8 protein-coding genes are annotated in these 11,752 nt (G+C 60.4%); 6 read left to right on the top strand and 2 right to left on the bottom strand.

The features are described from left to right. Positions 1-138: 138 nt before the first annotated feature. Both ACB040_RS20390 and ACB040_RS20385 read right to left on the bottom strand, forming a co-directional pair. A complete protein-coding gene (locus ACB040_RS20390) occupies positions 139-858 on the bottom strand; it encodes a substrate-binding periplasmic protein (protein WP_371156273.1) in 720 nt (239 codons plus the stop codon). A 90-nt stretch (positions 859-948) separates the two neighbouring features. Beyond that, positions 949-1,971 (bottom strand): MBL fold metallo-hydrolase, encoded by a 1,023-nt coding sequence (locus ACB040_RS20385; RefSeq protein WP_371156275.1) that lies wholly within the window; start codon positions 1,969-1,971, stop codon positions 949-951. 155 nt (positions 1,972-2,126) lie between these two features. Between ACB040_RS20385 and ACB040_RS20380 the strand changes: the two genes are divergently transcribed. From ACB040_RS20380 to pdxY, 6 genes are all read left to right on the top strand, one after another. Beyond that, on the top strand, positions 2,127-3,026 hold the full coding sequence (locus tag ACB040_RS20380) for a LysR family transcriptional regulator (protein ID WP_371156277.1): 900 nt from the start codon (positions 2,127-2,129) through the stop codon (positions 3,024-3,026). An 88-nt stretch (positions 3,027-3,114) separates the two neighbouring features. Further along, positions 3,115-4,395 (top strand): L-methionine/branched-chain amino acid transporter, encoded by a 1,281-nt coding sequence (gene yjeH / locus ACB040_RS20375; protein ID WP_371156279.1) that lies wholly within the window; start codon positions 3,115-3,117, stop codon positions 4,393-4,395. Between the two features lie 392 nt (positions 4,396-4,787). Beyond that, positions 4,788-6,335: a lysine decarboxylation/transport transcriptional activator CadC gene (gene cadC, locus ACB040_RS20370; RefSeq protein WP_371156281.1), complete on the top strand. Its 1,548-nt coding sequence runs from the start codon at positions 4,788-4,790 to the stop codon at positions 6,333-6,335. Between the two features lie 748 nt (positions 6,336-7,083). Beyond that, positions 7,084-8,418, top strand: a complete 1,335-nt coding sequence (cadB, locus tag ACB040_RS20365; protein WP_005338486.1) for a cadaverine/lysine antiporter — start codon at positions 7,084-7,086, stop codon at positions 8,416-8,418. A gap of 77 nt (positions 8,419-8,495) precedes the next feature. After that, the gene (locus tag ACB040_RS20360; protein ID WP_042079860.1) at positions 8,496-10,628 is read left to right on the top strand and encodes a lysine decarboxylase CadA; all 2,133 of its coding nucleotides are present in this window, start codon (positions 8,496-8,498) and stop codon (positions 10,626-10,628) included. 93 nt (positions 10,629-10,721) lie between these two features. Continuing rightward, positions 10,722-11,582 (top strand): pyridoxal kinase PdxY, encoded by an 861-nt coding sequence (pdxY, locus tag ACB040_RS20355; RefSeq protein WP_227342121.1) that lies wholly within the window; start codon positions 10,722-10,724, stop codon positions 11,580-11,582. The last annotated feature ends 170 nt before the right edge of the window (positions 11,583-11,752 follow it).

Genomic DNA, 11,752 nt, shown 5'->3' with positions numbered 1-11,752 from the left:
GCGGCCGCATCATGCGTTGAAATACAGAACCCCCGATGCGGTACATAGGGGGTTCTGAGTAGAGAAATGCTAGTTGAAAATGTGTAAACCTATTTCAGGACTAGACACTGTTTGGGGCGGCGAGCGGATGCGGCACCGCTACTTCATCAGCTTCTTCAGCTCGTCGCTGGCCAGCGCCTTGTTGAATTTGTCCCGCGCCTCTTTCCCCTTGGCTGAGTTGGTAAAGCAGACGTGGAGAGACTTGTCCTCGAGGATCTTGCCGTTGAAGCCGAGGTTGGCGGCAACGTCCTTGAGTTGGGGATCGCTTTCCAGCAGATAGGTCATCACATTCTGGTCGATGACCGCCAGATCGAGCCGACCGTTGCCGAGCTTGAGCAGGTTCTGGCTGTCCGAGCTGGTGGCGTCGGCCGAGAGTGCCTTGCTGGCCACTTTTTCGTCGAACTCGGTGGTATTCACATAGCCGGTGACGACACCGATTTTCTTGCCCTTGAGGTCATCAAGGCTCTGCCAGGTGACCGGCTGATCGGCTCGCTGGGCAAACCCGAGGGGGCCGTTACCTATGGGGTCGGAGAAGAGGCAGCTGCTCTTGGGGTCGAGATACTCGGGGAAATAACCCAGTACCTCGGGGTTGTTGGTCGCCTCGTCCACGGCCCGTTGCCAGGGATAGAACTTGATGGTCAGCGGGTCGCCAGCCAGGGCAAAGGCTGCGGTCACCACCTGACTGCTCTTGCCCTGTTCAGGGAGGCTGGCGCTGGTGTAAGGGGGCCATTCAAGGCTGGTCAACACTGCCGCCTGAGCGGCCGACATGCCGAACAAGGGAAGAGTGGCCAGGGCGAGGTGCTTCCATTTCAGGCTCATAGAGATAACTCCTTGTGGTCAAACACCCCTTAAAGATAGCCCCCGGTGTCGATTGCGGATGCCGGCCATGGCTGACCGGCATCCGTGCCTCTATTTGTTGTCGATATTCTCCGACTGCCAGAGGGCATAGCCCTTGCCGGAGGCCGTGGTAGGCAGATCAATCTGCATCAGGTCGTTGCCGATGACAAAGGGGCCCGAGTAGCGGGCGCGCAGATCCTGCGCCAGATCCTTCACCCTGATCTTGCCGTTGAGGCCGATATGGCTGAACACGGTAAGCGCCGGTTTGGCTTCGTTCATTACCCGAGCCGCCTGCTCGGGGGAGGCGAGGTGACCGGCGATCGCCTTGTAGCCGGGGTTGGCCTTCATCTGCTCGGCAGAGGTCATGGAGACGCAGTGCACCAGCAGGTCGGCCCCTTTGGCCTGCTTCACCACTTCGGGGCTGTAGCGGGTATCGCCGGAGAGCACCACGCTGTGGCCGTGATAGTCGATGCGATAGCCGAATGACGGCTTGATGTTGACCCCGTGGTCGTTGTCAAAGGCGGTTACCTTGACCCCGTCATGGTTGTAGACCACCCCGGCGGTGACCTCGTGGCTGTTGATCTCCACCCCGTCCAGCGGCGTTCCCTCATCCTTGACCCGGGTGGCGATGTCGGTGGCGTAGGCCTGCTGCAAGCCACGGGCGAGAGCTGTGGTGCCTTTGGGGCCGTAGAGTTCCATCGGCGCGTGGCGCTGGCCATAGGCTGGTTGCAGCCAGCCGGTCAGCCAGAGATCCGCCAGCCCGTTGGTGTGGTCGGAGTGAAAGTGGGTGAGGAAGAAGGCGTTGACCCGGCCGATGGGGATATGCAGCTGCCACAGGCGAGTGGCGGAGTTGCGGCCAAAATCGAACACCAGCTTCTGGTTGCCCGCCTCGACCAGGGTGCTGTAGCCGCCCCGGCTGATCTGGGGCACCGGAGTGCCGGTGCCGAGCAGGCTGACCCGAAAGATATCGTGCCGGGCTTGAGTTGCTGAGGCAGGGGCCTGATCGTGGTTGCTGATAAAGCTGCTCTCGGCAGCCTGACTGGCGCCGCTGGCCAGCAGACCGACCAGTAATGCGGCCAGATAGGTAGTTTTCATGGGGATTTATCCTGTGGGGAAGGGATGGCATCACTGTATTGGTAACCAAAAGTTGAATAAATTGGCTAAAATCTATTTCTTACTAAACTTTTGGTTGTGAATCAGTGCCCTGGTCGCGGGCCAAACGGCCTTGAAACGGGCAAAAAGGAGGGGTTGTGGACCGATTGACCAGCATGCGTATCTTCACCCGGGTGGTGGATCTCGGCTCCTACAGCGCGGTGGCGAGCGAAGAGGGGAGCAGCGCCCAGATGGTGAGCAAGCATGTGCTGGGGCTGGAGCAGTGGCTGGGAGGCAAGCTGTTTCACAAGACCACCCGCCAGCAGACTCTCACCGAGCTGGGCCAGCTGTTTTTGGCTCGCTGCCAGCGGGTGCTGGAGGAGCTGGCACTGACCGAGTCGCTCACCCAGAACCTGCTGGCCGAGCCGGCCGGACGGCTGCGCATCGCCGCTCCCCTCAGCTTTGGCCACCACCGGCTGGTGCCGCTGCTGCCCGCTTTTCTCGACCGCTACCCCAAGCTGGATCTGGATCTGCAGCTCACCCCGCGCTGGGTCGATCTGGTGGAGGAGGGGTTTGACGCCGCCATCCGCACCCTGCGCCCGCAGGATGAGGCACTCATTGCCCGTCCGCTGCTGACCCAGCACTACCGCCTCTGCGCGGCCCCTGACTACCTCAATCGCCACGGCGTGCCCCGTCATCCGGCCGATCTAGTTCGCCACCAGTGTCTGCACGGCAACTGGGGGGAGCACGAGCGTTGGCAGTTTGTCGGGGAGGATGGCCAGAGCGAGGAGGTACGGGTCGCCTCGCGCCTGCGCATCAATCACTGGCCAGCCTTGTTGACGGCTGCGCTCTCGGGGGCTGGCATCACCTTGCAGCCAGCCGAACAGGTGCGTGAGCATATCGCTTCGGGGCGTCTGCTGCCGCTGCTTGGCCGCTATCAGAACCCGGCCAAGACCCTCTACTTCATCTATCCGGCGGCGCGGCGGCAGGTGCTCAAGATCACCCTGCTGGGGGATTTTCTGGCCGAATCCCTGCAAGCTGAGTCCGAGCCTGAATAAAAGGCTGCATATTCTCGCTGCCGTGCTTAACAAAGGGGCGGGGCAGGCCTAACATGGCGGGATGTTTTTTTAGTCAGGACAAAAGGATATGTCTGGGTTGAAAAAGGATCTCGGGCTCTGGCAGGGGATGGGGCTGCTCGCCACCTCGCTGCTTGGCACCGGGATCTTCGTGGTACCGGCGACCGCCGCCTCGCTGGCGGGCGGGGCCTCGCTCTGGGCCTGGTTGCTGCTGATTGCGCTGGTGCTGCCCATCGCCTTTACCTTCGCTCGCCTCGGTCGTCGCTATCCCCATGCGGGCGGCGCGCCGCACCTGATTGGCCTCGCCTTTGGCAACGGCGCCGAGCGCTTCTCCGCCTTCCTCTTTCTGGCGGTGCTGCCGGTGGGGCTGCCTGCCGCCCTGATGATTGCCGCCGGCTTCTGGCACGCCCTGTTCGAGATGGGGGAATGGACCCTCTGGGCGATCCAACTGCTCACCCTGCTCGGGGTCTTTCTGCTGGGGCTGCGCGGGGCGCGATCTTCCGGCAACCTGCAACTGCTGATTGCGCTCGCCATTTTGGGGCTGACCCTGCTTATCTGGTTCAAGGGGGAGGTGAGCTGGCGCGATGCAGCCCGGCCGCTACCGAGCGCGGATGAGTGGCCCCCTATGGCCACTGCGCTGGCGGTGATGTTCTGGTGTTTCGTCGGGCTGGAAGCCTTCGCCCACATGGGGGAGGAGTTCAAGCGGCCGGAGCGGGACTACCCCATCGCCCTGCTCGGCGGGGTGCTGCTGGCGGGGCTTATCTACTGGGTGCACTCGCTGGTGGTGCTCAAATATGGCCTCTACGGCGATGAGGCGAAAAACGCCACCGCAATCCCCTCTCTGCTGGCGCTGCTGTTCGGCCCCACCGCCAAGTGGCTGGTGGCGGTGCTCGGCTACCTCTCCTGCTTTGCCAGCATAAACATCTACATTCAGGGCTTTGCCCGGCTGATCTGGAGCATGGCGCGGGAAGGCAAGCTGCCCGCTTCTCTGGCTGTGCTCACCGCGCGCGGCGCGCCGCTGCGGGCACTCGGTCTGGTGCTCGCTATCTGTCTGCTCTGCATCACCCTCATCATCTGGCTGCGACTGCCGCTCGATGAGCTGATCCGCTACGCCAACGGCAACTTCGTGCTGGTCTACCTGCTCTGCATGGCGGCGGGCTGGCGTCTGCTTGGCGGTGTGGGCAAGGGGCTGGCGGGGGTGAGCGTGCTGCTCTGCGCTCTGGTGCTGGTGGCGCTCGCCACTCAGGTGCTCTATGCGGTGGTGCTCAGTCTTGGCTACGGCGGGTTCTCGTTGTGGCGGCGTCATCTGCGCCGCAGTCGTCAGCAGGATGTGCTCCCGGTAGCGAAGTAACGTCTCCCAGATGGTCGAAGAAATGAGAAAGCCCTGATGTTCAGGGCTTTTTGATTCCGGCATATGGGATGTTCATATGAATACTAGTTGGCACGCTATTTGCCGAAAAGTGCGGTGTCGGATCAACTCAACGGCGATTTATAGCCAAAAAAAGTGGGATCCAGCTCCCATTTTGCTTAAAGTGATCCCTTCCGGTCTCGATGGTCGGAATGCCCGCAAGGATGCCCTTCAGACGTAAACAGGATGGCCTGGCCAGACTGACTCTCAGAGATGTGATTGCTTCGGTTCTCTTTTTATCTGTCACCTGTGGTGATAGCGCCTTGTTCCGTTCAGTCAGCCCGGGTTTTGCGTCTCTCTCATCGTGCATTGTCACCATCTGCAGCGAGTGAATCATGAGCGAATCGGTTTTTGAGATCCACGACTGGACCCTGAGCGTTGACGACAACATGTTGTGCCGCCCCGACCGCGAGGTCTACCTCGAACCCAGACTAGTCAATCTGTTGCGGTTTCTTGCCCATAATGCCGGCACCGTGTTTGGCCGCGATGCCCTGATCAACGAGGTGTGGGATGGCGCCGAGGTGACCGATCAGGTTGTGACCCAGTCCATCTTCGAACTGCGCAAGATCCTCAAAGATGGTCGCACCGATGCGACCGACTATATCGTCACCGTGCCCAAGCGCGGCTACAAGCTGGTGGCACCGGTGCGGCCGCTTCAGGTGGTTTCCGTGGTGATGGCGGACGAGCAGCCCGCGGTCAATACCGCTCTCTCCGACAACCCGACGCTCTCCGATCTTAGCCCGCCCGCGACTGATCAGAATGATGATGCACAGCCCAATGTTGCCCCTTTTCCCGCCGGGCCCCTGACCCGCGCCATCTCCACCCATGCCAAGGATGCCCGCAGCCGCTGGAAGATGGTGAGTTTCGATATCTTCGTGGCCATCGTGCTGATCGCCATTGTCAGCATGCTCAGCTACCAGCACACCAGCCCCCAGGTACACGCCATGCTGGATCCCAATCTGCTGGTGTTCCGCTTCCACTCCGGCATGGATGACAACAACGAGAACGTGCGCCTCGCCGATGGCATTACCCGTGCCCTGATGGGGGAGGTGGCCGTGGCTACGCCGCTGCGGGTGCAGTATGGTGCCACCACTCTGATGGGGGGCATCATGCCCGGCAAGGAGCTGAGTGTGCGGGTCACCCGCCAGCCCCGTGGCACCTATCTCGATCTGGAGTATCGCAATATCAACACCAACCGGGTGCTGTTCAGCCATCAGTACCAGCTCAGTCGCCACAGTGTGCACGGCGTGTTGCAGGCGAGCAGCCAGGACCTGCTGCGCGCCCTCGACCAACCCGATGCCGAGCCGGGAATGGGCTGGCCGACCGATGATGCCTCCCTGATGGCGATGATGGAGGCGCAGTACTACATCAACAGCCGGGATCCGGTCGCCCTCAAGCGCGGCATCGATCTGCTGGAGCAGGCGTTGATTGCCCATCCTGATCAGCCGCTGCTGTTGGCGGAGCGCTATCTGGCGGGCGAGGCGCTGGCCACCCTGGCGGGCAAATCCGAGAGCGAGCGGCTGCAGGGGATTGGCACTCATCTCGCCAGCGTGGTGCAAAACAGCGGCGCCCTGCCAGCCCGGGTGTGGGAGGCGTTGACCCTGCAGGCGATCCTCAACGGCCAGCAACAGCAGGCCAACTATCTGCTGGAGAAGGCGGCGAGTCGCGGCCGCTCGGTGCTCTACTACATACTGCAGGGCAAGCTGGCGGAGCTGGACGGTCGTCCCGAGGCGGCGGGGGATGCCTACAGTCAGGCCTTTCTGATGGAGGCGACCGAGCAGACCTATCTGCTCTGCCAGCAGCTCGGTTTCTACAGCAATATGGAGAGCCTCACCCCAGCCCTGTTCAATGCGCTGGGCCAGAGCAAGGTGAAGCTCTTCTAACACCGCAGTGTTGGTTTTCCTTCGGTCGGCGCGGTTGCCGACCCCATCCACAGGCTGCCTTCGGGCGGCCTGTGCGGTTTCTGCTCGTCTCAATCCTGCTTGTTTGCCACCGGGGATAGTCGCTCTGGTGCGGCCCGATTTATCCCCCGCAGCTCCCCACTACCCCCATTTGCCTTGCCCGCGTCATTCGCTGCACTCGAGTTTGCCCGGCTTTACGCCGCGCGCAGCTTGTGACATCTGCTCATTGTTGGCGGCGGGATAAGCTGTTTGTCTCGACCCATTTCTCATTGCTGACCGGTTATCGCCGTTGAGTTTTACCTCTGAGCCTGGATTGTGATGAGCCGAGCGAAGGGGAAAGCAGGAGGTGAGCGGCCACTCAGGGTGATGGTCAGTTGGGCGTTCGGATGGTTACAAGGGGAGGGGGCGCATTGGGAGCTGCTTTATCCCGGGTTTATCTGGCCAAAAATATCAAGACGGCGAGATAAGGGGGTTATCAAGGGGCAAAAATGGGGCAGAAGGATATCAAGGTTTTATCAAGGCGGCTGTGTGATGTGATGTCAATTTACTGTTTTTAAATGGTTTTTATCAAAAGTGACGAGGCGGCGAAAAAAGTTGCCTCATATTTTTATCCGTTAGCTGGTCTTTATGTTTTCCGGGGATGAGAGGCCTAGTCTGTGCCCATTCTTTGGCGGGGAGTTCCGCCAAATGTGTATGTGACGACCCGACCTTTTATAGAACCGGAGATCTTATGTCCCTAGATACGAGCAAGAAGATTGGCCTTATCGCCTGTACAGGTGTGGTGGCCGGCAACATGATGGGGAGTGGCATCGCGCTGCTGCCTTCGGCACTGGCCACCATCGGCTCCATCTCTGTCTTTAGCTGGGCAATCTGTCTGGTAGGCGCCATGGGCCTCGCCTTTGTCTTCGCCCGCCTTGCTACCAAGAACCCGCAAGAGGGTGGCCCCATTGCTTACGCTGGCGAGATCTCTCCGGTGTTCGGTTTCCAGACCGGTGTGCTCTATTACCACGCTAACTGGATCGGTAACCTGGCCATCGCCATTACCGGCGTCTCCTACCTCTCGGTCTTCTTCCCCATTCTCAACAGCCCAATTCCGGCCGCCGCAGCCACCATCGCTGCCGTCTGGATCTTCACCTTCGTCAACCTGCTTGGCGGTAGCTGGGTGAGCCGACTCTGTACCCTGGGTCTGGTGCTGATCCTGCTGCCGGTTGTCGGTACTGCGGTGATGGGCTGGGGTCATTTTGATGCCACCGTCTACAGCCAGAACTGGAACACCACCAGCGGCAGCGACCTGCATGCGGTCATCAGCGCCGTGCTGATCTGCCTCTGGTCTTTCGTCGGTGTTGAATCTGCCGCCGTCTCTTCCGGCATGGTGAAGAACCCCAAGCGCACCGTACCGCTCGCCACCATGCTGGGTACCGGTATCGCGGGTGTTATCTATATCCTCTCTACCCAGGTGATCAGCGGCATGTTCCCGGCCGGTGAAGTGGCTGCCTCCGGCGCCCCGTTTGCCATGGCCTCTTCCGCCATCTTCGGTAGCTGGTCTGCACCATTCGTTTCTGCCTTCACCGCCCTGGCCTGCTTCACCTCGCTGGGCTCCTGGATGATGCTGGTAGGCGAGGCGGGCAAGCGTGCCGCCAACGACGGCAACTTCCCGAAAATCTACGGCGAAGTGGACAAGAACGGCGTAGCCAAGAAGGGTCTGATCCTGGGCTCCCTCAAGATGACTGCCCTGATGGTTGGCCTGACCGCCTTCACCTCCCAGTCCGCCCACGCTGCCGATCTCTTCAACGTGCTGACCACAGATGCAGTGCTGCTGACCATGCTGCCCTACTTCTACTCCAGCATTAACCTGATCCGCTTCGAGGGCATGACCTCCCGCAGCATCGGCGCCATGATCTTCTCCGGTGTAGCCTGTGTCTTCTGTCTGGTGGCCCTGATGGGTGCCAAGGGTTCCAACCTCACCGCTACCTTCGTGGTGTCGCTCATCATCCTGATGTTCTACGCCAAAAAACAGGGTCTGCGTCAGCACGACGCCCTGCTGAGCGAACAGCCCAGCAACTAATTCCCCCTTTTATCTTCCGAGCGCTCTTCACTCACCATCCATGATGGAGAGCGCCCCATTACGTGTGGAGCATTACGATGAATATCATTGCCATCCTCAACCACCTGGGCGTTTTCTTTAAAGAAGAACCCATTCGCCAGCTGCAAGCCTCCCTCGAGCGCAAGGGTTTCGAGGTTGTTTATCCGGTCGACGTCGCCGACCTGCTGAAACTGATTGAGAAGAACCCCCGCGTTTGCGGCGCCATCTTCGACTGGGACAAATACTCCCTGGGTCTGTGCAAGGAGATCCACGATCGCAACGAGAAGCTGCCGATCTTCGCCTTCGCCAACGACCAGTCCACCCTGGATATTCACCTGACCGACCTGCGTCTGAACGTGCACTTCTTCGAGTACCGTCTCGGCATGGCCGATGACATCGCCCTCAAGATGGGTCAGGCCACTCAGGAGTATCAGGACGCCATCCTGCCGCCGTTCACCAAGGCACTGTTCAAGTATGTGGAAGAGGGTAAATACACCTTCTGTACTCCGGGTCACATGGGCGGTACCGCCTTCCAGATGAGCCCGGCCGGCAGCATCTTCTATGACTTCTACGGCCCGAACGCGTTCAAGGCTGACGTCTCCATCTCCATGCCGGAGCTGGGCTCCCTGCTGGATCACTCTGGTCCGCACAAGGAAGCCGAAGAGTACATCGCCCGTACCTTCAACGCCGATCGCTCCTATATCGTCACCAACGGCACCTCCACTGCCAACAAGATCGTCGGCATGTTCTCCGCGCCGGCCGGCAGCACCGTGCTGGTTGACCGCAACTGCCACAAGTCGCTCACTCACCTGATGATGATGAACGACGTGACGCCGATCTACTTCCGTCCGACCCGCAACGCCTACGGCATTCTGGGTGGTATCCCGCAGAGCGAATTCAGCCGCGACACCATCGCTGCCAAGGTTGCCGCGACACCGGGTGCCCAGGCTCCCCGTTACGCCGTCGTCACCAACTCCACCTATGATGGCCTGCTCTACAACACCGGCTTCATCAAGGAGAGTCTGGATACCCCTTACATCCACTTCGACAGTGCCTGGGTGCCTTACACCAATTTCAGCCCGATCTATGAAGGCAAGTGCGGCATGAGCGGCGAAGCGATGCCGGGCAAGGTGTTCTATGAAACCCAGTCCACCCACAAGCTGCTGGCGGCCTTCTCCCAGGCCTCGATGATCCACATCAAGGGTGACGTGGAGGAAGAGACCTTCAACGAAGCCTTCATGATGCACACCTCCACCTCGCCGCAGTACGGCATCGTGGCATCGACCGAGATCTCCGCTGCCATGATGCGTGGCAACACCGGCAAGCGTCTGATCAAGGACTCCATCGATCGCGCCATCTCCTTCCGCAAAGAGATCAAGCGTCTGCGTGATCAGAGCGAAGGCTGGTTCTTCGACGTATGGCAGCCGGACAACATCGACACCGTCGAGTGCTGGAAGCTGGATCCGAAAGATGACTGGCACGGCTTCAAGGACATCGATGACAACCACATGTACCTGGATCCGATCAAGGTTACCCTGCTGACTCCGGGTATGGGCCGTGACGGCCAGCTGCTGGAGAAGGGCATCCCTGCCTCTCTGGTCTCCAAGTTCCTGGACGAGCGCGGCATCGTGGTCGAGAAGACCGGCCCTTACAACATGCTGTTCCTCTTCTCCATCGGTATCGATCAGTCCAAGGCGATGCAACTGCTGCGCGCCCTGACCGAGTTCAAGCGTGGTTATGACCTGAACCTGACCATCAAGAACATCCTGCCGAGCCTCTATCGTGAAGACCCGAGCTTCTACGAAGGGATGCGCATTCAGGAGTTGGCCCAGAGCATCCACGATCTGACCTGCAAGTACCGTCTGCCGGAGCTGATGTTCAAGGCGTTCGATGTGCTGCCGGAGATGAAGATGACCCCGCATGCTGCATGGCAGCAAGAGCTGGCGGGCAATCTGGAAGAGGTGCCGTTGCGTGACATGGTTGACCGCATCAGCGCCAACATGATCCTGCCGTACCCGCCGGGAGTTCCGTTGGTACTGCCGGGCGAGATGGTGACCCAGGATTCTCTGCCGGTGCTCGAGTTCCTCGAGATGCTGTGCGAGATCGGTGCCCACTACCCGGGCTTCGAGACCGACATCCACGGCCTCTATCGTCAGGCCGATGGCAGCTACACCGTCAAGGTGCTGCGTTAATCGACAGTGACAACAGTCGAAAGTGACAACAACGGGCCGCAAGGCCCGTTTTTCCCTCCGGAATTCCTGTTCTTATTGCGTGAGTCGCCAATCATGAAGCGAGTGCTCTCCATTCAATCCCACGTAGTCTTTGGCTGTGCCGGCAACAGTGCCGCCGTTTTTCCCATGCGTCGCCTCGGGATCGAGGTGTGGCCGATGAACACGGTGCAGTTCTCCAACCACACCCAATACCGCGAAGGCTGGCAGGGGATGGTGATGCCCGGCGGCCATATCCGTCAGCTGGTAAACGGCCTGGCGGAGATCGGTGTGCTGGCCGAGTGCGATGCGATCTTGAGCGGTTACCTCGGCTCGGCCGAACAGGGGGAGGAGATCCTGGCGGCGGTGGCCCGGCTCAAGGCGCTCAATCCGGCCGCCCTCTATTTTTGTGATCCCGTGATGGGTCACCCCGACAAGGGGTGCATAGTGGCACCCGGCGTCGCCGATTTTCTGAAAACCAGGGCACTGGCCTGCGCCGATATGCTGGCCCCCAATCTGCTGGAGCTGGAACAGCTCACCGGCCGCGATATCCGCAATGTGCCGGAGGCTATCGAGGCGTGCCAGCAGCTGCGCGCGCAAGGGGTCAAGCTGGTGATGGTCAAGCATCTGGGCAAGGCCGGCTTTGCCATGGACCGCTTCGAGATGCTGCTGGTGTGCGAGGAGGGGACTTTTCACCTCTCCCGCCCGCTCTACCCTTTTGCCCGCCACCCCATCGGGGTGGGGGATCTGCTGAGCGCCACCATGCTGGCCAATCTGCTGGCCGGTTGTACCCCGGTTGCGGCGTTCGAACTTACCAATGCCAGCGTTGATGCCGTGCTGTCCCGCACCTGGCTGGCGGGGGCCTACGAGCTGCAACTGGTGGCGGCCCAGCACGAGATGGCGCTGCCGCAGGTCTCCATCCGGGCGACCCGCCTCTGAGCTGGTTACGCCAACAGCAAAAACAACAAAGCCTGATCATCAGGGCTTTTTACATTGCAGTGTCCCGTCCTGAATATGGTTTACACCTTTCCCCCCAATAAATGGAGAACCCGATGGGACAAGGTGTGAAACGGACACAGCGCGATTACTCGCTGACTTTTAAACTGGCG

The organism is Aeromonas sp. S11(2024), from assembly GCF_041402345.1.
GTDB lineage: Bacteria > Pseudomonadota > Gammaproteobacteria > Enterobacterales > Aeromonadaceae > Aeromonas > Aeromonas veronii.
This window is presented reverse-complemented; position numbering and strand designations above follow the sequence as displayed.